The following is a 25,601-nucleotide window of genomic DNA, read 5'->3' as shown; positions in this document are numbered from 1 at the left end:
ATAAATAATTATAGTCACATTGAATTTTTAAAATAAATACAATATAATTCATTATACAATTTAAAAAATAAAACTGTGAAACAATTATTTTAAAAAAAATTATTAGTGTTTATTAATATCACGGAATGGGGAATACTTGTGAGTACTAACTTTACAGAATATTACAATCAGTTAATAGCTGAAGTAACTTTAATTACGAATGTTGAAAAAATTTCTGATACAAAAAAAGATTGGTTGTATACATTATTAAAAAATTTAAAAACTTTTAATACAAAAAAAATTAAGTTGCAACAACATGAAGGGTTAATTTACCAAATTATACGTGTTATTAATCATAGTACGTAATTTATTCATAACCGCATTAGTAACACCCTTAATGAATATCGCAAATTATATCGACAACATTTTAAAGTTATTTTAAACATGTGGCAAGAAAATTTACGAATTTTTGATTATTGTGAAAAACAACTACAAGCTAATTATGGCAACAAACTTAAAATTTTACGAGAATCAATCATTAATTATTATTACTTAAATTATTTAAAAGATAAAATTGAAGAAACATTAAAAATTATTACTTTGTCCGCACGAACATTATAAAAAGAGTAATTTAGAGTGCGCCCATTTTAGTAAGTACTAATAAAAAGTATTTACTATTTTTTAATTATATCTTTTTCTTTACGATTTGAATATCATGTATTTCATTTTATAACATCTTGTATATATTCTTCATGTGAATTATATATTTTATTATGGATTGTAGCTTTCTTAAGTAATGAATGAAAACTTTCTATAACAATATTATCTGCACGGTGGTATTTTTTCCCCATTGAAATTATAATACCGTTAGATAAACATTTATCGTGATAAATAGTGGATGTATATTGAAATCCGTGATCTGAGTGAATTATTATTCCATTCAGATCTTTTTTTATTAATTTTATTTTATTAATTGCATCATTTAAATTATCCATTACTAATTTATTGTCATTATATTTATATCACTTTACATCAACTATTTCTTTAGTATATCCATCAATAATTGTTGATTGATAATATCTTTCTCCTTTTCAAATTAAATATGTTACATCAGTGTATATAGTACTGAAAACCTTGTTTTTATATCATTGAATTTACGTTTAATTAAATCAGGATATTGCAATAAGCTTTTTTCTTTATTCTGTTTATACTTTATTTTTCTTCTCATTTTTCTTACATATTCAGGTTGTATTTGATTATCACGCATAATTCTTAAAACTTTTTTTGAATTATATTTTATACCATAATCTTCTTTTAAATATTTAGTAATTATTCGATAACCAAATTGTTTTAAATTTTCTTCATAGACTTTTACAATATCATTTATTGCTTTTTTATCTTTTTTGCTACTGTCATAATTTTTATATTTATTTCAATAACTACGTTTTAACCCTGTTACTTCTAGTAATAATTTTATTGAATATTCACGACAATTTTGTTTAATAAAAGAGACTATTCTTAGTTTGCTTAATTGTAAAAGTCATGGAGATTTTTTAATAATTCATACCTTGTTTTATAATATTCTAAATTTCTTTTGGCAAAAGAAATTTTAGGTCCTTTAGGATTGTTTAATTTTCCTTTTTTATGATTTGTTCATCAAGATTCTACTGTATTTGCATTTATATTATATTGTTTTGCTACTATTCAACAACTTTTTTGTTTAATTTCCTCAATGATTTTTGTTATAAATTCTGATGTATATTTGTTATATTTTTGTCCTTTTTTTGCCATATAAAAATGCACCCCCTATAAAAATTTAACAAAATCTTTTTTTATTTTACTTACTTTTTGGGGTGCAGTCTTCTTCTGTTAATTAATAATTAAAGTATTCTTTTCTTATTTTAATTTTTAAAAATAACTATTTCCCCAAAATTTTAGAATCAATATCTGGAATAAAGATTAGATGTAAATCCGGATTAGTTGTTTCAAGTAAAATCATCGTATCATTAATTGATTTAACTTTAAACTTAATATTATTAATATTAATTCGCATTTCTAGTGCTGATGCTAAATCAGTAATTTCAGTAGCTGTTTTCCATGCCCCCTCTTTTTCATCCTGATATTCAATTTGAACTAATCAACTAACTAATTCTATAGCATTATTATCAATTGCATCACTACTATGTCCACTAATTTTTAATATTGATGGTATAAGTTTTTTAATTTGCCCATTAAGTGGAATTGAAAAATTAAAATCTCAATTAATAAGTTTTACTTTTATTGATAAATCAGTTATTAAATCGTAATTAAATAATTGATTAATAAACGCTTTAATTTTATCAATAGAAAGGATATCAATAAGTCCCTCTGTCCAGGATGTTGTTAATTGTCAAAAACTTGTCGGAATTTTTTCATATTTAATATTAATCGTTGTAGTTGATATTCATAAATAAACTTTTACTACAATTGAAATTGGAGTTCTATTAGCTGACCATTCACCACTTTTGCTTTTTCATCCTTCTAACAAATTATGTAAAATATGTTCTAAATTAATACTAAATTGAAGGGTTCTTTTTTTATTTTTAGTACTTTGAATATTTTTATTAACATCTAAAAACCCATCATTGTTAATTTCTCGTGGCTTTTCAAATAAATATTGTAATAGTAATAAGATTAAATTTTGTGATTTTTGTTGCTCACGTTTTTCAAGAACAAAATTACGGAAATGAATAATATCTGGTGCTAAACTATTTAAAATATTAAGATATTTTGCTTTAATTTTTATTTCTGAAGTAGTACCAAACAAGAGATATTTCTTTATTGTTTCATTAATTTCACCATTTTTAAGCACTTCATCAGCAAGTGGTAAATTCATTAATTCATTATTAACAAAGGCTTCTCATTTTTTTTAATTTTGATCATCCGCATTAAATGAAGTTGGAATAACTTTTGGCAAATTATCAAAAAGATGAAATGTTGTAATTAACGATAAAATCTTGCCAATTGCTAAGTTAGTGCCTTGAAATGGAAGATTAATTTTAGATAAAACCATTGTCATACTTTTATTTAATTTTTGAACTGTATCATTTGTTCATTTTAAATTATTAGTAGCAACATGAATTAAAAAATTTGAATCATTTGTTTTTGGATTAGTTAATTCTTTATCTTTATAATCAGCAACAACTGTTAATTCCCCATAATGAGTAGTTCCATCTTCTGCAATTTCAATAGGCGTAAAATTTGTTTGTGTTAGCATTAAATCATCACTAAATTCTTTAAATTTACTTTCTAAAATGCTGAAAGCAGCAGCATTATTAACAGTTTGGTATTCATTACTGTCAACAACAAGAGGTGACAATTCACTAAAACTAGTTAATCGTTTAATAATTCGATTTTTTTCATAATCAACACTAGTTCCCCCATTTTTATCATTTTCTCCCCCACTCGTTGTATCAATATCACGGTGCCCAGCGGGGGTAGGCGCACATCCACTCAAACCAAAAACAGGTGAACTTGTTAAAATAACACTACTTAAGATAACAAAAATTTTTTTCATTATTTATATCTCCTTTTTTATTTTTTAATTTTTAAAATTTTATTTAATTAAAAATAACATTTAGAAGACTATGCTAATTTAAACACTATTGTTGATAACAATTTAAAATAATTTTTAATTCTTTTTCACTGCGTTTATTTACTAGCATATGCATTTGTAAATACTTAATAGCATTATCTAATTCACATAAATTAATGAAACTAAAATTTTCCCTAATATTTTGTTGTTTTAAAATTAATGAAAGTTTTTTAAACATAATTGTACTATTAACAGAAAAAGCAAGGGAAATTAAAACAAAAACATTTTGTGAAAATAATACAAGAGAAATATTATTTTCATTTAAAGCACGATGAAATGGCTTAAATGTATTGATATAATCTAAAATTTTATTAATTAGGACAATCTTTAAATATTTTGTTCAATATTGTTTAAAAAAATATATTGTTGCAATAAACGAAATAAAAAATAGAAAAATAATAATAATCATATTGTCTGAGCCTTTGATACTAGCCTTATGAATTGCAAATATTGTTATTAAACTAACTTTAAATATAATTGAAAAAAGACAAATAATTGAATCATTATAATAATTAGGAAGCAATTGTTTACCAATTAAGATTCATAAACTAATTAAGCAAACTGTTGAGGAAAGGAGATTACGAAGAACCAATAAATTCGTTGTATCCATTAGTAAAAAATAAAAACTAGCTTTAATTCCAACTAAAAAAATAATTGTTAAACTTTGTTTTGTTTTTTTCTTTAAAACAGTAAGATTTGTAAGATATGAAACAAAATAAACAACAGCAAAGAAGACTAATATCTTAGCAATAAATAATATTAATGGTCAATCAATATAATTAATTTCAAATAGCATGTTCATTTTACTACACCTTACCTTTAAAGAATTATTTTACCTTATTTGCAAATATTATATAGATTTATTGTCAAAAATGCAAAAATGTTTTTTTAAAAATAAATGTTATAATTAAAGTGAATTTAATAATATCAATAATTAAAAATTATTAATATTATTAAAAAATATAGTAGGAGGTAAAAACAGCGATGTTGCCAGAAAAAATTGATCTTTTTATCGATGAACATGTTAATAAACCCTTATCAGAATATATTAAAGAGAATCCAAGATTTATTTTAGAATTTGTTAATAACTTATCATGAGAAGAAAAATTTGAATTAATTAATGATTTTGTTACAGAAAATGATGAAATTAATCACGCAGTTAATACTTTAAATAAATATCTTTCTTTATTTATTGAAGAGGAAATTAAAGAACGCATTATTCAGAATATTTCAGAAGAAGAATATTTACGTCATAAAGCAATTGTTGAAATTTATGAAAAAGCTAAAAATGAAGGAGAATTAAATAAAAAAGATTCTTCTAATTAAAAAAATAATACATTTAACCAAATGTATTATTTTTTTAATTAATTACTTTTATTTAAAGAGAATTTAAAATTATATTTTTTATCAATAATCTTTCCGTTTTTATCTAAATAAATAGTAATTGTCACTTCAGTATTATCAATTTTTTATAATTGACTAGTTGTTAAGCCATTATATGGTTTTCCTGTCATAATTTCTTGACAACCACTTTCTTTTAATTGATCAATAATATTACCATCTGGAAATTTGTGGCTTGCTGCTCCCAAAAAATTACGCCATGATGTATTTTCCTCATCATATGTAGCTGGAATATAACAATTTTCTGGATTTAATTTTTCAAAAAACGATTTATTAAGAGAATTCTTACTTCCATGATGTGGCACTTGATAAATATCAATATTTTTAAAAATATCGATAGCATTACAAAAGTTGAGATTTTACAAAAAAATATAAATAAAAACAACTAAAAAAATTAAATAAATTTACTAAAAACCTAATATTAAGCATTTTTTTTGCATTACTTAATTAATAAGTAAATTTAATTTTGTTTGTTATACTTACAAACCTCAATTTTTTTCTTACTATCATAATTCACCATTATGAATATCACGTATTATTGTTAAATAAAATGGTTTATTACTAGTAAGTAAATATGTTATATCAGTAACTCAAACTTGATTAATGTCAGTGGTATAAAAATTACGTTTAAGTTTCCCATATTTATTAGTTTTTAATAATAAATTTGCTGTTTTACTATTTTCAGTAGATTCAGGATATTTGAATTTGGTTTTCTTATTAATTACCGATTTAATTCCTAAATTTTTCATATAACGATAAACAATATGCTCTGCCAGATTTAGATTTCACATTTTATTTATTAATTTTGTTAATAAACGATAACCATATTTTTGATTATAAAATAAATATGTTAATTTAATAATTCATGCTAAATTCTTATCTCATTTATTAAATTTAGAGTAACCTAATTTAATTCAATTATAAAATCCCGAATAACTTATTTCCAAAATTTTACACATTCATTTGACATTATATTTGCGCCGTAAATCACAAATAATTCTAAATTTTTTCTTTTTCGATAAGACGACAAACTTTTTTATGTCTTCTGATAAGTTAATATATTCAATTAATTCTTCTCGCGACATTAAATTTATATCAACATTTTTTTCTCTTCTCGGTTTATGTTTATGTGTTGTGGCTTGTTTACCATTTCCTCATTTTAAACCATATTCCCCATGTTTTTTAAATTTACTTCGTCATCGAATAATAGTAGTATAGTTAATATTAAATTTTTTGTTTTTTTATTAATCCCATATTTATTTGAATATTTAATTGCTTTAATTTTTTCTTCTTTACTTCATTGTTTGGCCATAAAAAATGAACATCTCCTTTAAAATAATTTAACAAATAATAACTCATTTTGAGTTCTTTTTTTGTGTCTATTTTATTTTAGATGTTCATATTTAAAGGGTTGTTTTTTTATTTGAAATAAAACAATCTTTAAAAGGAGGCAATGATAATTAAACAACAAAAAAATGTGATGTTAATGATTGTTATAAATTAATATCATTCATTACCGAAGAATTTGTATCAAATAAAGTTTTATTAACTTGTGAAAAACATAAAGATTTATTAAATCGGACAAAAGATAAAAAACAAAAGCGGTTTTATAAACGCTTAGAAAATTAAAAAATTATCTTTGATTGAGAAACTGGGTTTTTAAAACTTAAATTTTATAAAACAATTTAATGCAGTGTGGGACGGTTATTTTAAATAACTAAGTGATTCCATAAGAACATGAGTTTAAACTCATTCCCACAGCCGGCCGTGGCAAGTACTGAAATAGTGTATGAGGAAATATGTAAATCGGCGCTGGTTTTATAACTAAGCGATAGTCGTGATAAGTGCAAGGCCAACATCAAACGACAATAAAAATATAGATGATCACTTTATAAATAAATTTGCGATAGATATTATCCCATCGAGGATGGCAGCGGTTTTACAAACCACAAAGCCAGCATTAGGCTCTTCGAGGTGCAAGTGAATTTATTTTAAAAACTGAACGCTTTGACCTGAAATGGCGCGGGTGAAGAGAGAATTATCTGACTTTACCTTATAAAAAACAACTGTGGATTATTAAACAATCAAACAAACAACATACCGCCACCGATCACCCTCAGTGAAGCGGATGGCGTAGTAAATAAATACATAAATACTTATATAACTAATTCTCGCTTTGGCGCTTTCACTTGGGAGTGAGTGCCAGCTAGTTAAAAAAGGAGAATTAAAAAATGACAGAATATAAAAGTAAATATATTAATAAAACTTGAAATGAAATAACAACATCATTTGATTGAGTTAATTGTCAAAATGTTAATTGTCGTATTTCACATCATAAAAATCATTATGATTTGCAATGTTTAGAATGAGAAAAAATGTACTTAAATTTATTTTTAAATAAATGATATATGTTATTGCTTCTTATATGCAACATTACAAAATTAACGATATTTTAGATTTAGCATCAGATGTATGAAAAATCTTACAAATTGATAAAAAAATCAAAGGAATAATTTAGGAGGTTTATATGAAAAAGTTAAATAAAATTTGTGTTAAGCAAAAATATTGAGGATATTGCTTTAAATGCAATCAAGAAAATAAATTACAAGAATTAATGCTACGAGCTTATCCAGTATCATTTGAAGATATGAGTGATGAATAATGAGCATTAGGTAGAAAGAATTAGGAGGAATAAAAATGTCATATTGTATTAGTGATTACTTAAATGAAAAATGAATTAATAATAAAGCCTTAAAAATTAGTAATAAAGATATTATTTATGCACAAATTAACTGTGATGATGAACATTGGTAGTATTCATTATTCTTAGGTTTTTAATAAAATTAAGTAATTAGAAACAAATTAGATTTCGCTTATAACTAAATGATAACAAAATTTATAAAAAATTCAACTTTTTTTAAAAATATAATTTTTAGTTGAAGAAATAATTTATAAATTTATGAATTTTGACACACTAAAAAATACTTTTTAAAGTTATTACTAATTTTAAAAGGTTTTTTATTTTTTATAAAGATAAAAATGGATTTTGAGATTGATTTAAATTAAAAATATTAAATTCAATTTTTTCTTTATTTTTATTAGTTTTATCAATTTTTTCTGCATTGGTTTTACTATTAAGTCTTAACATTGGTATGGATAGGCTACAATTATTAGGACCATAATTATATAGACTTCAAAATTAGATAAAATTATTAAGAAAGAAGGAATATAAAAATGGGAAATAAAACTTAATACTCTGAAGAATTTAAAAAACAAATTGTCATGCTATATAAAAATGGTAAAAGTGTTATTAATCTAGGGCAAGAATATAATTTACCAAAACCAACTATTTATAGTTGAGTTAAAAATTATAATAATTCTGGTTCATTTAAAGAAAAAGACAATCTCACACTAGAAGAAAATGAAATAATAACTTTACGAAAAGAACTTAAAGACTTGAAAATGGAAAATGACATTTTAAAGCAAGCCGCACTGATAATGGCCAAAAAATAACAATAATTAATAACAACAAAACAAAATATTCAGTAAGAAAAATATGTAAGATTTTGGGTTTATCAAAATCAACGTATTATTATCAAACTAATAAATGTATTAACAAGCAAGTTAATAATTATGAACAAGAAATTATCAGTGCCTTTAATAAAAGTCGCAAGATTTATGATGCTCGCAAAATTAAAGTTATTTTAAACAGAAAAGATATCATCTTATCGCGGCGAAAAATCAGATTCTTTATGATCAAAAATAATTTGGTTTCTAAATACACCAAATTAAAATATCATAATCATAAAACAACAGTCAATAATGACCAAATTAATAATATTTTAAATCGTCAATTTAACAACAAAAAACCTAATGAAGTTATTGTTAGTGATTTAACATATGTTCAAGTTGGCGCTAAATGACATTATATTTGTTTATTAATTGACTTGTTTAATCGTGAAATAATTGGTTGTAGTGCTGGGCCGAATAAAACAGCCGAACTGGTTCAACAAGCTTTTCATAAAATAACACGACCATTAAATCAAATAACTCTATTTAATACTGATCGTGGTAATGAGTTTAAAAATAAAATCATTGATGAAATTTTAATAACTTTTAATATTAAAAGATCATTAAGCAATAAAGGCTGCCCTTATGATAATGCTGTGGCTGAAACAACTTACAAAACTTTTAAAACTGAATTTATTAAGGGCAAAAAATTTAAAAATTTAACACAATTAAAATACGAAATTTTTGATTTTGTGCATTGATATAACAATATTCTAATTCATGGCAGTTTAAATTATTTATCTCCAGTTACTTTTAGAAAACAAATGTCTATATAAAAAGTGTCCTAAAAAGTGTTGCCATTCCATATTGATTATTTTTTTTATTTCATCAAGAGTTTTCTACAAAATTAAAAAAATTTTTTATTCTTTTTTTATACTAGTTTTAGTATAATTAATAAGAGTGTATTTGTTATAAAAATTAAAGGAGAAAAAATATGATTGGAGATTTTTTAGCGAATCGATTGAAAAAATCAATTGAAAAAAATATGAAAAAATCAACTTTAACAACTGATGCTATTACTGAAACAATGCGTGAAATTCGATTATCATTATTGGAAGCTGATGTTAATAATGAAATAGTTAAAGATTTTATTAAAGCTGTTGAAACTAAAGCGCGGGGTGAATATATTCTTGATGGATTAAATGCATCACAAATGATGGTTAAAATTGTGCATGAAGAATTAGTTAATATATTTGGAAAAACAGTTAAAGAATTATCATTTACTTCAAAACCAACAATTGTAATGATGGTTGGTTTACAAGGAAGTGGTAAAACAACCACAACGGGGAAAATTGCTAAGTTAGTTGAAAAGAAATATCACAAAAAACCATTATTAGTTGCTTGTGATATTTATCGACCAGCAGCGATTGAACAATTAAAAACAATTGGGAAAAATTTAAATATTGAAGTTTTTGAACGCGGAACGCAAAATCCAGTAGCAACTGCTCAACAAGCAATTACTTATGCAAAAGATAATAAAAATGATGTTATTTTAATTGATACAGCTGGACGTTTACATATTGATGCTGAGTTAATGCAAGAATTAAAAGAAATTAAAAATAATATTACCCCAGATGAAATTCTTCTCGTTGTTGATGGGATGACAGGGCAAGACATTATTAATGTTGCCACTGAATTTAATCAGTTATTAAAATTAACAGGAGTAGTTGTTACAAAACTAGATGGTGATGCTCGTGGTGGGGCTGCTTTGTCAATTACACATTTAACAAAATTACCAATTACTTTTATTGGAACCGGAGAAGGAATGAATAATTTACAAATCTTTTATCCTGACCGAATGGCTGATCTAATTTTAGGAATGGGAGACGTTCAAACCTTAGTTGAAAAAGCAAAAGATGTATTAGATGAACGTGATATCAAAAAAACAATGAATCGAATCATGATGGGACAGTTTGATTTGCAAGATTTATTAAACCAAATGCGCCAAATTTCAAAAATGGGTAAAATGGGCGGAATTATGAAATTATTACCTGGAATACCAAAATTAAGTGATGAAAAAATTGCTGATGCTGAACGAAAATTAAAAGTAACCGAAGTATTATTATCATCAATGACAGTGAAAGAACGTCGTGAACAACGATTATTAAAACATTTATCACGAAAAAATCGTATTTTAAAAGGCTCAGGACGAACTGAAAAAGAATATAATGAGTTAATTAATCAATTTGAAAAAACAAAAAAACAAGTTGATGAAATTGCTCGCCAAATTAAATCAGGGCGTATGCCAAATATTCCTGGGATGGGTGGTTTAAGCGGAATGGGTTTTAATTAATCTATTTAAAAAACTGTTTTTTAAACAGTTTTTATTTTGTGATACAAAATAGTGTCGTTTTAACAAAATTATTTCTAAATAATAAAATGACTATCCAAGATTGAACATTATAAATTATTAAAAGTTTTAGAAAAGGAAAAACATATAAAAGAAAATAGCAAAAAATGGTGAATGATTAATTCAACATTAGTTTTAATGGTAATGGTTTTTGCCGGTTTTTTTCTATATGTGTTATATCTTAGCTATTTAAAACCAAGACCACTTGAGTTAAGAACAATTGTTACTGATCCCAATTTAAAAACCCTTAAAACTAATGGTTTACATATTCCGAAAAAAACACATATTAAAGAAAAATTAAAACAACAATTTCCTAATTTAAATATTAATAAAATAAAAATTAAAGATAACATTAATTCTTCATCAGCAACAATTGTTTCAAGTGATTTTTTTTATCGAGGATCAGTGATTCTTTATTATACTCTTGATAAATCAATTGCTAATCAAATTGATTTAAATCGACAATATGTTCCAAATAAAACTTGAGTACAAAATCAAGGTTACCGGGGATTGCGAATTAATAATAATATTGCAACAAAACTTTAACAAAATTTAACAAATGCTTTTTTAAGTCCGGCCAATTATACTAATTTACCATTCTATGATCAAAAAGCATTTATTTCTTATGATGAATTATTGTCATTTTTAGATAAACCAGTTCGACGTTCTTGACAACAATTTATCAATCATTATTGTTCAACTTATCAAAATAAATTAAAAGAAATTATCTTTAATTTTGTAGAAAATTCTTGATATTTATAAAATATACCTAAAATTAGGTATATTTTTAATATAAGAGGTGAATAATTAATGGAAAAAATAATTGAAGAATTAATAAATAGTTTAACAGATGATCAATTTTTAGAATTTCATGAAAAAGTCAAAAAAGAAGCAGAATTAATTAAAAAACAAAAACGCTTAAATGAAATTGAACAAAAATTTAGGGATAAAGGTATTAAATGTCCTAATTGTCAATTTTTTTATTGTGTTAAAAATGGTCATAATCCTGAAGGAAAACAAAAATATTTATGCAAAAAATGTCGTACTAGTTTTGATGCTTTTCGTGATCATTTTACATATTGAAGTCATTTAAATTATGAACAGTGAAATTTATTGATTCAAATTTCATTATTAGGCCAATCTAGTAAAATGATTTCCCACTTTATTAAAACATCACCGAAAACCGCGTGATATAATCGCCAAAAAATAATGAAATCAAAACAATTAGAAAACACCCAATTAAAATTTAAAACGTTAAATGGCCAAATTCAAATCGATGAAACATTTATTAAAGAAATCCACAAAGGTAATTTTAAAGATAAATTTGATAAAAGAAAAATTCATCTTGATTCATTTTCAACCAACACTAAATGTTGTGTTCAAATGGCTGTTGATAGCAATAATAATATTTATGTTAAATCAACCAACACAAAACGATTACAAAAACAGTGAATTATTGAAAATATTAATAAACAATTAATCAAATAAAATTCAATTATTATTTCTGACATGCAACCATTATATTTATTAGTAGCAAAACAAACAAATTCTATTTTATTAGCAACTAAAACTAGCACAAATCATGATGCTAGTTATCGTAAGTTAAATAAAATTAGTAAATTACAATCAAATCTTAAAGAATCCTTAATTCATTATCATGGCTTAGTTTTCACGAACATTCAAAATTATTTAAATCTCTGAAAATGAAAATACCAGCATAAAGGTTTAACACCAAACCAACAATCATCGGTATTATATTTTAACGTATAAAAAAGTTAAATAACAATATTAAAAGTTTATATAATTTTCTTTTAAAGTTATCATATTGATGATTTTTTTTATTTCATCAAGAGTTTTCTACAAAATTAAAAGAAATTATTACATCATTTTATAATATTTGTGCTTTTATTTGAAAAAAACAAGAAATTAATAAAGTTTTAAGTTCTGTTATTATTAAAGATGGACAATTTTTAGAAACAAAGGGTTATACAAATTCAAACAACCAGCAAATTTCAATTGCGTATGATGTAATAAATTGTAATTATGAAGAGATATGAAATAGGAATTGGATTGAAGGCGGAATTTCACAACAAAGTATTTTTTATACTCTATGTCATGAACTTGGACATCTGCTGCATTATCGTTATAAATTAGATTATAAAATTAATGTGATTGAACAATTAAAAACATTTTTATTAAAAAAAATTAATAACTTTCACCAGCAACAAAGTTTAACAAAAGAAAAGATTTTTCAATTATTTCATCTTAGTAAATTTTCATTTAAAGATAATTTTGAATTTTTTGCGGAAGGATTTGTATATTGACTTTTAACAAGCGATGCTTTAAAAACAAAAGCATGAGAATTTTGACATTAGTTTTTAACATCTTATTTGCCAAGTTTAACTTAATATTAAATAGTTTTTGATAAAGTAAATTTTTTTACTAATTTGTAATTTTATTTTGATTATTTATTAAAACAATTTATAATATATTAGAATAAAATAGAAAAAAGAGGAAAGTTATAATGGCATTACAATATAAGCGAGTTTTACTAAAATTATCTGGTGAAGCATTAGGAAATTCTGATGATTTATATGATGCGAAAAAAATTTATGATATTGCAAAACAAATTGTTAAATTACAAAAAGAAGGATTACAAATTGCTATTGTTGTTGGCGGTGGTAATATTTGACGCGGTAATCGTGCTGACACAATCAAAATGAATCCAATTAGTGCAGATTATATGGGGATGTTAGCAACAGTAATGAATGCTTTAGCATTAGAGGCTGTATTAAAAAATGAAGGTAGTCATAATGTTGTTGTAACTTCAAAAATTCAAGTTCCTGAAGTTGCTTCACCATATTTTTTTAAAAAAGCAAAAGCTGCTTTAGAAAAAGGGACAATTGTTATTATGGCCGGAGGAACTGGACAACCAAAGTTTACAACTGATACAGCAGCAACAATTAGAGCAATTGAAATTGATGCAGATGTTATGTTAATGGCAAAAAATGGGGTTGATGGTATTTATGATAAAGATCCGCGCCATAATGCTGACGCAGTTCGCTTTGATAATATTAGTTTAAATGAATTACAAAAAAAACAATTAAAAGTAATGGATTTAACAGCATCTAGTTTAGCGATGGAAGATGATGTTAAAATCGTTGTTTTTGATATTAATGAACCAGATAATGTTTATAAGGCAGCACATGGTAATGCGCGTTCAACAATTGTTACAGGAGGGAAAAAATAAATGTCGCAAGAAGTTATTAATCAAACAAAAGAAAAGATGGAAAAAGTAATCGTTTCATTTGAAAATGAATTAATTAAAATTCGTACTGGTCGTGCAAATCCAAATATGTTATCACATATTATGATTGATTATTATGGAACACTAACACCAATTCAACAATTGGCTAATATTATGGTGCCAGAAGCACAACAATTAGTTGTTAAACCATATGATCGTTCAATTATTAATTTAATTGTAACAGCAATTAATAAAGCAGATTTAGGTTTAACACCAAATTCAGAAGCAGATTTAATTCGGTTAAATATTCCTCCGCTAACTGAAGAACGTCGTAAAATGTTGGTTAAGGAAATGTGAAAAGCCAGTGAACAGTTTAAAGTAGCAATTCGGAATGAAAGACGAGATAGTAACGAACACCTTAAAAAAGATTCTGAATTAACTGAAGATGATAAAAAATACTATGAAGGGGAAGTTCAAAAATTAACGGACCAATTTATTAAAAAAATTGATGAAAAAGCAACCTTAAAAGAAAAAGAACTAATGGAAGTTTAAAACTTTCATTTTTTTATGACTTTCGGTATAATTAACAAAATGGGGAAGAAAGGCATAAGACACGAAAATACCACAACATATTGCAATTATTTTAGATGGTAATGGTCGTTGGACAACTAAGCAAGGTTTAGAACGGACAGCTGGCCATTAAGAAGGAACAAAACGGATTAAAGATGTCGCATTAAAAGCAAATGCTCTTGGTGTTAAGTATTTAACGATTTATTGTTTTTCAACTGAAAATTGAAAACGAAGTGCACAAGAAGTTGCATATTTAATGGCGATGCCAGAACGATTATTAAATAATAAACAAGTTAATAATTTTAAGAATGAAAATATTGTTTTAAATCATATTGGTCGGCGTACAAAAATGCCACTTAAAACATTAACAGCAATTGATAATGCTATTTTACGAACAAAAGATAATAATGGAATGGTTTTAACATTTGCTTTTGACTATGGAGCCATTGAAGAATTACTAGCAGCAATTAATCAAATGATAAGTGAAAAATTAACAGCTGTTGATGAAAAGACATTATTTCAATATTTATATACCGCAGATTTACCGGATGTTGATTTAATGATTCGATGTGGTGGCGAACAAAGGTTAAATAATTTTTTATTATTACAAAATCGTTATGCTGAATTATATTTTACCAAAGCATTTTTACCAGAATTTGATGAAAATGCTTTTTTAATTTTGTAGAAAACTCTTGATGAAATAAAAAAAATCATCAATATGATAACTTTAAAAGAAAATTATATAAACTTTTAATATTGTTATTTAACTTTTTTATACGTTAAAATATAATACCGATGATTGTTGGTTTGGTGTTAAACCTTTATGCTGGTATTTTCATTTTCAGAGATTTAAATAATTTTGAATGTTTGTGAAACCTAAGCCATGATAATGAATTAAGGATTCTTTAAGATTTGATTGTAATTTACTAATTTTATTTAATTTCCGATAACTAGCATCAGGATTTGTAATAGTTTTAGTTGCTAATAAAATAGAATTTGTTTGTTTTGCTACTAATAAATATAATGGTTGCATGTCAGAAATAATAATTGAATTTTCTTTGATTAATTGCTTATTAATATTTTCAATAATTCACTGTTTTTGTAATCGTTTTGTGTTGGTTGATTTAACATAAATATTATTATTGCTATTAACAGCCATTTTAATACAACATTTAGTGTTGGTTGAAAATGAATCAAGATGAATTTTTCTTTTATCAAATTTATCTTTAAAATTACATTTGTGGATTTCTTTAATAAATGTTTCATCGATTTGAATTTGACCATTTAACGTTTTAAATTTTAATTTGGTGTTTTATAATTGTTTTGATTTCATTATTTTTTGGCGATTATATCAAGCGGTTTTCGGTGATGTTTTAATAAAGTGGGAAATCATTTTACTAGATTGGCCTAATAATAAAATTTGAATCAATAAATTTCACTGTTCATAATTTAAATGACTTCAATACGTAAAATGATCACGAAAAGCATCAAAACTAGCACGACATTTTTTGCATAAATATTTTTGTTTTCCTTCAGGATTATGACCATTTTTAACACAATAAAAAAATTGACAATTAGGACATTTAAAACCTTTATCCCTAAATTTTTGATCAATTTCATTTAAGCGTTTTTGTTTTTTAATTAATTATGCTTCTTTTTTGACTTTTTCATGAAATTCTAAAAATTGATCATCTGTTAAACTATTTATTAATTCTTCAATTATTTTTTCCATTAATTATTCACCTCTTATATTAAGAATATACCTAATTTTAGGTATATTTTATAAATATCAAGAGTTTTCTACAAAATTAAAGAAATGCTTTAACTGAAGCAATATTAGATTATAATAATAGAAATAGAAGATTTGGAGGAATTGAAAGTGATAAACAATCAGGAAGATAATGTTCTTGTTAATGAAAATAAAAAATCAACAGGAGATGATAATTTAACAAATAAAGAGTCAAAAAGTAAGGAACATAAAGGCATGTTTCAAAAAAAATATGTTGCTCGTCATATTACATTTTATTTTTTATTAGTCTTTTTAGGTTTATATTTATTCACAGGGGTAATTGCAACAGAATGACATGGTAATGCCCCACATATTGAAATTGCTAATTATGTTTTTATTGGAATTAATGCTGTTATTTTAGGTTTAGTTAACTATGAAATTTTGCGGTTATTCGGAGGAACAAAGTGACCAATTTATACGCAAGTCATTACATATTTATTAATAATTTTTTTATTTTTGTTTCCAGCTGAATCAATCGCAACAGAATATGGTGGAATTGGTTCAATTAATTACCCGTTTTATACGTTATTAAATTGAAATTCATTAAAACCCTGAATTATTTTTGTTATTTATTTATGTGCTATTTTAGGATATTATTGTTTAGTATTTAGTTCAAAAGAAATTACTTTTGGTAAAATGACATTAGTTTTAATTTTTACCTTATATTTAACTTTTGCTTTAAAAGCAATGAATAAATTTATGTTAAATACTGCCTATGGTTGAAGTAGTGTGGTATTATTAGCATTAATTATTATTTTAACTGATACATTTGCTTTTGTTGGCGGCGTTACTTATGGAAAACATAAATTAGCGCCAACAATATCTCCAAACAAAACATGAGAAGGTGCTGTAACGGGAACAATCTTAGCAGCAGGAATTGCAATTACTTATGCTATTTTAATGTTTCATTTTGTAACTAGTAATCATTGGGTTTTTAACTTTTTCTCAAATGATAATGTTCAAAATGTAATGCGCTATGTAATTTATGTTCTATTAGCGTTTGTATTAAGCATTTTGTCACAATTGGGGGATTTATCATTTTCATGAATTAAACGTCGTTATAATATTAAAGATTTTAGTAATTTGTTGCCTGGCCATGGTGGTATTTTAGATCGTTTGGATTCATTTTCATTAGTCTTTTTTGTAATGTTTATTATTTCAAATATAGTGTTACAACGATAATTTATGATGCGAAATATTATTATTTTTGGTGTTTCTGGAAATATTGGTCAACAAGCGTTACAAATTATTGAGTCAAATCTAAATGATTTTCAAATTACCGCTGTTAGTATTTATCATAATATTTCAGTTCTAATTAAGATTTTAGAGAAACATCGCACAATTAGGATTGTTCATCTTGGCGATGAAACACAACAAGCTATTTTAACAGCGCAATATCCAAATATAACTTTTGTAACTGGAGAAACAGGAATTAATGCAATGTTAGTTGCTTTTCCGACAGCTTTGGTTTTAAATGCAATTAGTGGTTTTGCAGGATTATACCCAACATTACAAACTTTATATGGTAAAAATCGTACGTTATTATTAGCAAATAAAGAATCGTTAGTGGTAGCAGGGGATTTAATTAATAATTTATTAGCAAAAAATAATAATCAATTATATCCAATTGATTCTGAACATTGTGCTATTTTTCAATGTTTAGAACAAACCAACCCGTGTTCAGAAATTATTTTAACAGCTTCAGGAGGGATGTTTGCTAATAAAACATTAGCTGATTTAAAAACAATTGATGAGCAACAAGCTTTGCAACATCCAACTTGAAAGATGGGGCAAAATATTACCATTGATTCTTCAACAATGATAAACAAAGGATTTGAAATTATAGAAGCTTATCATTTATTTAAAACTTCAAAAATCACTGTTGTTTTACATCCACAAGCTGTTTTACATTCAGCCGTACAATATGCCGATTATTCAATTATTGGACAATTATCAAAACCTTCAATGTTACAAGTTTTAAATTATTTTTTATATTATCCAATTCGAAAAAATAGTTCGTTCTTAAAACCATTAAATTTTGAGGAATTAATAACCTTAACATTTCAAAAAGCTGATTTATCCCGTTGAAAAGCTCTACAATTAGCCTATCGTTGCTTAAATGAAAATAATTCATTAGCTATTGCTTTTAATGCAGCAAACGAAGCATTACGTTCGCTTTTTTTAGCCGGAAGAATTAAATTTTATCAAATTATGGATTATATTGAATATTTTATGAATCAAATTAAACCACAAAAATTAGTTAATTATCGTGAAATCAAAGAATTAAATGATATCATTAAAAGAGATATTATTAATTATTTTTCAGAAAAATAATGTTATTCCGAATAAAAAAGTAAGGAGTTAAGAAATAAATGTCAGCAGGAATGGTAGTTTTAAGTTTTGCAATTGGGATTATAATTTTATTAATGTTAGTTACAATTCATGAATTTGCACATTTTATTATTGCAAAATTATCGGGAGCATATGTCTATGAATTTGCAATTGGTTTTGGTCCCAAAATTTTTTCTTGAGGAAAAAAAGAAACCCGTTATTCAATCCGAATTTTTCCTTTTGGAGGATATGTTTATATTGCAAGTCAATTAGTTGATCCACCAAAAGGACGTGAAGAGGAAGATGTTCCTAAAGAACGAAAAATGGAAAATATTGCAAAATGAAAAAGATTAATTTTTATTGTAGCAGGTGCTTTAATGAATTTTTTTATTGCTGTTTTTATTTTTACCACAACTTTTGCGGCATTAAATTATAAACCATCTGATATGACATATTGAGGAGCTAAGTATGATACTGATGGTGCAGCATATGCCGCTCTAAAAACGAGTGGTCAAAATGTTGCTCAAGATATTGTGATTTTAGATTATTGATTAGGTCCTAATATCGAAAAACTTAAAGTAGCACAAGAATATTATCGTGTTAATAAGGAAGACAAAGCTGATAATGATGAGAAACATATTTTAGCAAGTCATGTGGGAACAGTAGAAAAGATTCCAACTTATCAAACAACAGTTTTTAATTTTATTAAAAATTTAAAACAACAATATGATAATAGTAATAACGATGAAAAAATTAATTATATTACTCTTTCTTTTGCTCGTGTAATAAATAGTAAACAAGAAGTTACAACTGCTCCAGATGGTTTATTTCAAACTGAACCAGTTAAGTTAACAGAAGCTAACAATACTTATACAGTCGGAATTAGAGCTCCTGATCGTCAGTTTGCTTCAACTGCGCAAGCATATGGATATGGTTGAGGAGAAACATTTAGACAATCAGTAACAATTTTAAAATCATTTGGATTATTATTTACTGGCCAGTGAGGACAATTATCTGGTCCAGTTGGAATTGCGAGAACAGTTTCTTCAATGTTAACAGAAGGACCGGCTCTTTTCTTTATGTATGTGGCAATGTTATCTGCTAATTTATTTGTTTTGAACTTAATTCCAATTCCACCATTAGATGGATACAAGTTTTTTGAAACATCAATTGAAGGAATAGTTGGTGGAGTAAAACGATTAAATGGTCGAATAAGGATTTGAAAAAAATTACATTATCCAGCGCAACAAAAAGTATTATTAGAAGAATATAAAGCAAAAGAGCAAAAATGACAGTTACCGCATAAGGCGAAGATTATTATTAATGTAACGGGAGCAATAGTCTTTATTTTATTATTTATTGGAATAACAATTAAAGATGTCTTTTTTTAAGCAGAAAAGCTAGGTGAGGATTAGATGATGGACAAACAATTGATAAAACTATTTACAGCAAATAATTTAGAATTTACTGGAAATTATTTTGATGATGCTAAAGTCATTAAAGCAGAATATAGTACTAGTGAAGGTTTTTTTCGTGTTGTGATTGAAATTAATGATTTTTTACCACCAGAAGTTTTACTAAAATTAGAACAAACTTTATTAGAAAATGAAACATTACCCACAAAGATTTCTTTACGGGTTCGAAAAGAACAATACGAATTAGAAACTATTTTTATTTATTTAGAATATATTCGATTAAATAAATCGGAATTAAAAAATAGTTTTTTTAGTAAATTATCCCCAGAACGATTTGCTTTAACTGATAATATTTTAAAAATTACTGTCCATTCAGAAAGTGAACAAAAATTAGTGGGTGAACATTGTAATTATTATCAAAAAAAACTTCGTCGTTATGGTTTTAGTGATTTACAATTAGCCCTCGTGATTGATTTACGAGAAAATAATATTTTAGAAATTAATGAACAAGAATTAATTAAATATCAAGAAACAGCGCAAAAAACAGAACAGTTAATTTTTAAACCAACAAATGGGACTAATCCAGTTCGAAGAGAATTAAATAGTTATCAGAGAGCAAAAAATGGGGAAGCAAGTTATGAACGGTTAATTGATATTGATCAAGATGCTCCGAATGTGACAATTTATGGAAAAATTTTAAGTAAAAAACGACAATTAATTTCAACAAAGAAATTTATTTATGTAATAACAGTTACTGATTATAGTGATACAATTGGCGCAAAATTTTTTACTCGAACAGAACAACCAGATGATTTTATTGAAGAATTAAAAACGAATGAATGAGTTAGTCTTTTTGGTGATATTCGGTATGATACTTATGCTAATGAACAAATGTTTTTTATTAAAAAAATTTATCGTTTAGAGCGTGAAGACTTATATCGCGAAGATAATGCGCCCGAAAAACGCGTGGAGTTACATCTACATACTAAAATGAGTGTTATGGACGGAGTAACAGATCTTGCAATGCTTTTTAAAACATTAGTACATTGGAATCATAAAGCAATTGCTTTTACTGACCATTTAAATGTTCAAGCTTATCCAGAAATTTATAATCTTAATAAGAAATATCCTGATGTTAAAGTTATTTATGGTGTTGAAGCAGATGTTTTAGATGATAAAGTATGATATGTTAAAAACCCGCATCATCATAATTTACGAACTGCAAAATATGTTATTTTTGACTTAGAAACAACTGGCTTAAGTAGTAGTTATGATGAAATCATTGAATTTGGAGCGGTTATTATGGATGGTATTAGTGGTGAACGTCAAACAATTAATCATTTGTTTAAACCATCCGTTAAGTTATCATCATTTACAACTGAATTAACAGGAATTACAGATGAATTATTAGCGGATAAACAAACTTTTATTGAATCAATTGACCAAATTTTAGAATATTTTAAGGATGCAATTTTAATTGCGCATAATGCTGAGTTTGACCTTGGTTTTATTCAATCGTGGTTAAAAAAAGCTGGACTCTCAGAAATTAATAACACAGTAATTGATACTTTACAATTATCACGGATTTTAGAACCACATTTGAAAAATTATCGGTTGGGGACAATTGCTCGTTGTTATAATGTTATTTATAATGAAGAAGTTGCTCACCGTGGTGATTATGATGCAGTTGTTTTAACAGACATCTATGAGCATCAGCTACGGAAAATGATTAATACTTATAGTATTGAGTTTGATGATGATATTGAGAAAATTCATGACCCTGCTGTTTATAAAAAACTGCGACCAAAACATATGACAATTTTAGCAAAAAATCAGGTGGGTTTATTAGAATTATTTAAATTAATAACTGCTGCGCATACTAAATATTTTTACTCATCACCAAAATTATTGCGAAGTGTAATTGAACAACATCGTAGTAATTTATTGATTGGGTCATCATGTGTTAATGGTGATGTTTTTGAAGTGGCAAGAAATAAAGATTCATCAGAATTAGCAGAAACAATTAAGTTTTATGATTATGTGGAAATTCAGCCCCCTAGTGTATATAAACATTTAGTTCAAATGGGTGATTTGTCAGAAGAACGATTATTAACAGTCATTAAAGATATTATTTTTACAGCAAAAAAAATAAATAAATTAGTTGTTGCTACTGGTGATGTACACTATCTTAACCCAGAAGATAAAATTTTCCGTGAAGTTTATATTAATGCAAAGGGAATTGGCGGCCGTCCACATCCTTTATATGATTATAAGCAACGAGTAACTAATAATCCTGATCAGTTTTTAAGAACAACAATGGAAATGATGAACGAATTTAATTTTTTAAATGATGATGAATTAATTTATGAAATTGTAGTGACAAATCCAAATTTAATTGATGACCAAATTGAAAAAGTTGAAATTATTAAAGATAAATTATATACACCTAAAATTGAGGGTAGTGACCAATTATTAAAAGAATTATGTTATCAAAATGCTTATAAAATTTATGGTAAGTCATTACCAGAAATTGTTGCATCACGCTTAGAACGTGAATTAAATGCTATTATTAAACATGGTTTTGCTGTTATTTACTGAATTGCACATAAATTAGTTGATAAATCATTGCAAGATGGCTATTTAGTTGGGTCGCGGGGGAGTGTTGGTAGTAGTTTTGTTGCAACAATGAGTAATATTACCGAAGTAAATCCATTGCAACCACATTATTTATGTTCTTATTGTAGTTATAGTGAATTTATTGTTGATGGATCAGTTAAGTGTGGATATGATTTACCAGTTCGTACTTGTCCAAAGTGTCAAAAACCATTAAAAGGGGAAGGGCATGATATTCCCTTTGAAACATTTTTGGGGTTTGAAGCGGATAAAGTTCCTGATATTGATTTAAACTTTTCAGGAGAATATCAACCAATTGCGCATGACTTTACTAAAGAAATGTTTGGAGAGCGTAGTGTTTATCGTGCGGGAACAATTTCAACGGTGGCAGAAAAAACTGCATATGGTTATGTGAAAGGTTATTTTGAAAGTAAAAATATTTTACATTTAAAACGTCGCGCAGAATTAGAACGAATTGCGAAGGGTTGTGAGGGAGTTAAACGAACAACTGGGCAACATCCAGGTGGAATTGTTGTTATTCCAAATGAATATGAAGTTGAAGCATTTACACCAGTTAATTTTCCTGCTGATGATATCAAATCAAATTGATTAACAACTCATTTTGATTTCCACGCAATTCATGATAATGTTTTAAAGTTAGATATTTTAGGTCACGTTGACCCAACTGCTTTGCGAATGCTGCAAGATTTAACGGGAGTGGATCCAAAAACAATTCTAACAAATGTTGAAGCGGTCTTAAGTCTTTTTCAAAGTTTAGATGTTTTAAACATTAAACCAGAAGATATTAATGGTGAAAAAACTGGTGCAATTGGTATTCCTGAATTTGGTACCTTTTTTGTTCGTAATATGTTATTAGATACAAAACCAACTTCATTTGCAGATTTAGTTCAAATTTCAGGATTGTCACACGGAACAGATGTTTGAATTGGCAATGCACAAGAATTAATTCGAAATCAAAATATTAGTATCTCAGAAGTAATTGGATGTCGTGATGATATTATGGTTAATTTAATTTATAAAGGGTTACCTGCTCAAAGTGCTTTTAAGATTATGGAAGATGTTCGGAAGGGAAAGGGTTTAACAGCTGAACATGAGAAATTAATGCGGGATAATAATGTTGAACAATGATATATTGATTCGTGTAATAAAATTAAGTATATGTTCCCAAAAGCACATGCAACAGCCTATGTCTTAATGGCGTGACGAGTAGCATGATATAAAATTAATTATCCAGTTGAATATTATGCAACATTTTTTTCAACTCGAACAGATGTTTTTGATATTAAAACAATTTTAAAAGGAGCAGAAACAATCAAACAAGTATTACGCGATATTCAAACTCGTTTGGATAATAAAGATTTTAATGCCCCCAATAAACCAACACAAAAAGAAAAAGATTTAATTCCCGTTTATGAAATAGCATTAGAAATGTATGCCCGAGGAATTAAAATGAGCAATATTGATTTAAAAACAAGTCGAAATAAAAATTTTACCGTTATTACAAATGAAAATAATGAAAAAATTATTTTACCGCCATTTTCTGCAATTGATGGTTTGGGAGGAGCTGTTGGCAATAGTATTATTAATGCTCGCCATGAAAAGCCATTTTTATCAATTGCTGATTTACAAAAACGAACAAATATTACAAAAGCTCATTTAGAATCATTTGAAGAACTTGAAATTTTAAAAGATTTATCATTAGATGATCAAATTGCGTTTGAGTTTTAAATAAGATAATTTTTTATGATATTTTCCTTTATAATTATAATAATTAAGAGGTGAAGAAAATGGCAATTAAATCAGGTTTTGTTGCAATTGTTGGGCGACCAAATGTTGGAAAATCAACATTATTAAATACAATTTTAAATAATAAAGTAGCAATTGTAACAGCAAAGGCGCAAACAACACGGAACCGTATTCAAGGTATCTATAATGATCAAGAATCACAAATTGTTTTTATGGATACACCAGGCATTCATAAAGCTCATCATGAAATGGGGAAATTTATGAATAAAGTTGCTTTATCAGCAACAAAAGCAGCTGATGTTATTTTATTTTTAGCTCCAGCAAATGAACGCATTGGTGATAATGATCGTTATATTATCAAAGCACTACAAGAGCGAGCAATTCCAATTATTTTAGTTGTAACAAAAATTGATTTAGTTTCCAAAGGTGATTTAATGGTAAAAATTGCTGAATGAGAAAAAAATCATCAGTTTACTGCTATCATTCCAGTTTCAGCCGTCAAACATAAAAATCTTGAAATGTTATTAACTTTATTAAAAACACATTTAGCAGTAGGACCACAATATTATCCCGATGATATGCTAACTGATCAACCAGAAAAGTTTTTAATTCGTGAAATTATTCGGGAAAAAATTTTGTTGTTAACAGAAGATGAGATTCCGCATAGTGTTGCCATTTTAATTGATAAAATTGATGATCAACCACAACTATTAAAAATTATGGCTTCAATTTGTGTTGAACGTGATTCGCAAAAAGGAATTATTATTGGGAAACAAGGACGTTTAATTAAACAAATTGGAACGCAAGCACGATTAGAATTAGAACAAATTTTAGGAACAAAAATATTTTTAGAATTATTTGTTAAAGTAGTGGATAAATGACGGGATAAACCTTCAATGATTGCCCGTCTAGGCTATAACAAAGAAAGTTATTAA

Annotated in this window: 28 protein-coding genes and 1 pseudogene; 18 read left to right on the top strand and 11 right to left on the bottom strand. The window is 26.1% G+C overall.

From position 1 onward, the window contains the following. Positions 1-423 precede the first annotated feature (423 nt). Positions 424-600: a hypothetical protein gene (locus tag AAHM76_RS05770; protein ID WP_342255705.1), complete on the top strand. Its 177-nt coding sequence runs from the start codon at positions 424-426 to the stop codon at positions 598-600. A 53-nt stretch (positions 601-653) separates the two neighbouring features. Here the strand turns inward: AAHM76_RS05770 and AAHM76_RS05765 are convergent, their stop codons facing one another. The 6 genes from AAHM76_RS05765 to AAHM76_RS05740 form a co-directional block, all read right to left on the bottom strand. Further along, complete coding sequence (locus tag AAHM76_RS05765) at positions 654-1,019, bottom strand: hypothetical protein (protein ID WP_342256852.1); 366 nt, start codon at positions 1,017-1,019, stop codon at positions 654-656. A 65-nt stretch (positions 1,020-1,084) separates the two neighbouring features. Beyond that, on the bottom strand, positions 1,085-1,366 hold the full coding sequence (locus tag AAHM76_RS05760; protein WP_342256851.1) for a transposase: 282 nt from the start codon (positions 1,364-1,366) through the stop codon (positions 1,085-1,087). A gap of 140 nt (positions 1,367-1,506) precedes the next feature. After that, positions 1,507-1,770 carry a hypothetical protein gene (locus AAHM76_RS05755; RefSeq protein ID WP_342255704.1) on the bottom strand — a complete coding sequence of 88 codons (264 nt, stop codon included), beginning with the start codon at positions 1,768-1,770 and terminating at the stop codon, positions 1,507-1,509. Between the two features lie 127 nt (positions 1,771-1,897). Further along, positions 1,898-2,854 carry a hypothetical protein gene (locus tag AAHM76_RS05750; RefSeq protein ID WP_342255703.1) on the bottom strand — a complete coding sequence of 319 codons (957 nt, stop codon included), beginning with the start codon at positions 2,852-2,854 and terminating at the stop codon, positions 1,898-1,900. A gap of 33 nt (positions 2,855-2,887) precedes the next feature. After that, positions 2,888-3,535 carry a hypothetical protein gene (locus AAHM76_RS05745; RefSeq protein WP_342255702.1) on the bottom strand — a complete coding sequence of 216 codons (648 nt, stop codon included), beginning with the start codon at positions 3,533-3,535 and terminating at the stop codon, positions 2,888-2,890. Between the two features lie 85 nt (positions 3,536-3,620). After that, a complete protein-coding gene (locus tag AAHM76_RS05740) occupies positions 3,621-4,415 on the bottom strand; it encodes a hypothetical protein (RefSeq protein ID WP_342255701.1) in 795 nt (264 codons plus the stop codon). Between the two features lie 182 nt (positions 4,416-4,597). On the opposite strand from AAHM76_RS05740, the gene AAHM76_RS05735 reads away from it, so the two are divergent. Beyond that, positions 4,598-4,939 carry a hypothetical protein gene (locus tag AAHM76_RS05735; RefSeq protein ID WP_342255700.1) on the top strand — a complete coding sequence of 114 codons (342 nt, stop codon included), beginning with the start codon at positions 4,598-4,600 and terminating at the stop codon, positions 4,937-4,939. Between the two features lie 143 nt (positions 4,940-5,082). On the opposite strand, the gene AAHM76_RS05730 is transcribed toward AAHM76_RS05735, so the two are convergent. The 3 genes from AAHM76_RS05730 to AAHM76_RS05720 form a co-directional block, all read right to left on the bottom strand. Then, positions 5,083-5,319, bottom strand: a complete 237-nt coding sequence (locus AAHM76_RS05730) for a hypothetical protein (RefSeq protein ID WP_342255699.1) — start codon at positions 5,317-5,319, stop codon at positions 5,083-5,085. A gap of 198 nt (positions 5,320-5,517) precedes the next feature. Further along, a complete protein-coding gene (locus AAHM76_RS05725) occupies positions 5,518-5,961 on the bottom strand; it encodes an IS3 family transposase (RefSeq protein ID WP_342255698.1) in 444 nt (147 codons plus the stop codon). A gap of 212 nt (positions 5,962-6,173) precedes the next feature. Further along, complete coding sequence (locus tag AAHM76_RS05720; protein ID WP_342255697.1) at positions 6,174-6,326, bottom strand: hypothetical protein; 153 nt, start codon at positions 6,324-6,326, stop codon at positions 6,174-6,176. A 919-nt stretch (positions 6,327-7,245) separates the two neighbouring features. Between AAHM76_RS05720 and AAHM76_RS05715 the strand changes: the two genes are divergently transcribed. The 11 genes from AAHM76_RS05715 to uppS all read left to right on the top strand — a co-directional run bounded on the left by AAHM76_RS05715 (position 7,246) and on the right by uppS (position 15,436). After that, entirely contained in the window at positions 7,246-7,470 is a 225-nt protein-coding gene (locus AAHM76_RS05715; protein WP_342255696.1) for a hypothetical protein, read from the top strand. Positions 7,471-7,541: 71 nt separating this feature from the next. Further along, complete coding sequence (locus AAHM76_RS05710; protein WP_342255695.1) at positions 7,542-7,676, top strand: hypothetical protein; 135 nt, start codon at positions 7,542-7,544, stop codon at positions 7,674-7,676. 620 nt (positions 7,677-8,296) lie between these two features. After that, positions 8,297-9,360 (top strand): IS3 family transposase gene (locus tag AAHM76_RS05705; RefSeq protein ID WP_342255694.1). Its coding sequence is split into 2 segments (ribosomal slippage): positions 8,297-8,492 and positions 8,492-9,360, totalling 1,065 coding nucleotides; the frame shifts between segments, so codons are not numbered across the junction. Between the two features lie 158 nt (positions 9,361-9,518). Then, a complete protein-coding gene (ffh, locus tag AAHM76_RS05700) occupies positions 9,519-10,877 on the top strand; it encodes a signal recognition particle protein (RefSeq protein ID WP_342255693.1) in 1,359 nt (452 codons plus the stop codon). A gap of 228 nt (positions 10,878-11,105) precedes the next feature. Further along, positions 11,106-11,480 carry a hypothetical protein gene (locus tag AAHM76_RS05695; protein WP_342255692.1) on the top strand — a complete coding sequence of 125 codons (375 nt, stop codon included), beginning with the start codon at positions 11,106-11,108 and terminating at the stop codon, positions 11,478-11,480. 264 nt (positions 11,481-11,744) lie between these two features. Next, the gene (locus tag AAHM76_RS05690) at positions 11,745-12,422 is read left to right on the top strand and encodes an IS1/IS1595 family N-terminal zinc-binding domain-containing protein (RefSeq protein WP_342255691.1); all 678 of its coding nucleotides are present in this window, start codon (positions 11,745-11,747) and stop codon (positions 12,420-12,422) included. A 21-nt stretch (positions 12,423-12,443) separates the two neighbouring features. Then, complete coding sequence (locus AAHM76_RS05685) at positions 12,444-12,704, top strand: hypothetical protein (RefSeq protein ID WP_342255690.1); 261 nt, start codon at positions 12,444-12,446, stop codon at positions 12,702-12,704. Positions 12,705-13,102: 398 nt separating this feature from the next. Further along, a complete protein-coding gene (locus AAHM76_RS05680) occupies positions 13,103-13,309 on the top strand; it encodes a hypothetical protein (RefSeq protein ID WP_342255689.1) in 207 nt (68 codons plus the stop codon). Between the two features lie 149 nt (positions 13,310-13,458). Beyond that, the gene (gene pyrH, locus AAHM76_RS05675; RefSeq protein WP_342255688.1) at positions 13,459-14,184 is read left to right on the top strand and encodes a UMP kinase; all 726 of its coding nucleotides are present in this window, start codon (positions 13,459-13,461) and stop codon (positions 14,182-14,184) included. After that, entirely contained in the window at positions 14,185-14,733 is a 549-nt protein-coding gene (gene frr / locus AAHM76_RS05670; RefSeq protein ID WP_342255687.1) for a ribosome recycling factor, read from the top strand. A 166-nt stretch (positions 14,734-14,899) separates the two neighbouring features. After that, entirely contained in the window at positions 14,900-15,436 is a 537-nt protein-coding gene (uppS, locus tag AAHM76_RS05665) for a polyprenyl diphosphate synthase (RefSeq protein WP_342256850.1), read from the top strand. 87 nt (positions 15,437-15,523) lie between these two features. Here the strand turns inward: uppS and AAHM76_RS05660 are convergent, their stop codons facing one another. Beyond that, on the bottom strand, positions 15,524-16,027 hold the full coding sequence (locus AAHM76_RS05660; RefSeq protein WP_342256849.1) for a transposase: 504 nt from the start codon (positions 16,025-16,027) through the stop codon (positions 15,524-15,526). A 222-nt stretch (positions 16,028-16,249) separates the two neighbouring features. Further along, positions 16,250-16,366 (bottom strand): annotated as a pseudogene (locus AAHM76_RS08610) (IS1/IS1595 family N-terminal zinc-binding domain-containing protein); the annotation flags it as partial. Between the two features lie 264 nt (positions 16,367-16,630). Between AAHM76_RS08610 and AAHM76_RS05655 the strand changes: the two are divergent. From AAHM76_RS05655 to era, 5 genes are read left to right on the top strand one after another with little or no spacing between them, the layout of a single operon-like run. Then, positions 16,631-17,722, top strand: coding sequence for a phosphatidate cytidylyltransferase (locus tag AAHM76_RS05655; RefSeq protein WP_342255686.1), 1,092 nt, complete (start codon positions 16,631-16,633; stop codon positions 17,720-17,722). 3 nt (positions 17,723-17,725) lie between these two features. Continuing rightward, positions 17,726-18,874: a 1-deoxy-D-xylulose-5-phosphate reductoisomerase gene (gene dxr, locus AAHM76_RS05650; RefSeq protein ID WP_342255685.1), complete on the top strand. Its 1,149-nt coding sequence runs from the start codon at positions 17,726-17,728 to the stop codon at positions 18,872-18,874. 38 nt (positions 18,875-18,912) lie between these two features. Continuing rightward, on the top strand, positions 18,913-20,262 hold the full coding sequence (locus AAHM76_RS05645; protein WP_342255684.1) for a site-2 protease family protein: 1,350 nt from the start codon (positions 18,913-18,915) through the stop codon (positions 20,260-20,262). A gap of 24 nt (positions 20,263-20,286) precedes the next feature. Further along, positions 20,287-24,648 (top strand): PolC-type DNA polymerase III, encoded by a 4,362-nt coding sequence (locus AAHM76_RS05640; RefSeq protein ID WP_425289425.1) that lies wholly within the window; start codon positions 20,287-20,289, stop codon positions 24,646-24,648. Between the two features lie 59 nt (positions 24,649-24,707). Beyond that, positions 24,708-25,601 carry a GTPase Era gene (era, locus tag AAHM76_RS05635; RefSeq protein WP_342255682.1) on the top strand — a complete coding sequence of 298 codons (894 nt, stop codon included), beginning with the start codon at positions 24,708-24,710 and terminating at the stop codon, positions 25,599-25,601.

Source organism: Spiroplasma endosymbiont of Poecilobothrus nobilitatus (assembly GCF_964030655.1).
GTDB lineage: Bacteria > Bacillota_I > Bacilli_A > Mycoplasmatales > Mycoplasmataceae > Spiroplasma.
The sequence above is the reverse complement of the archived record's forward strand: the minus strand, read 5'-3'. Positions and strand labels throughout refer to the sequence as shown.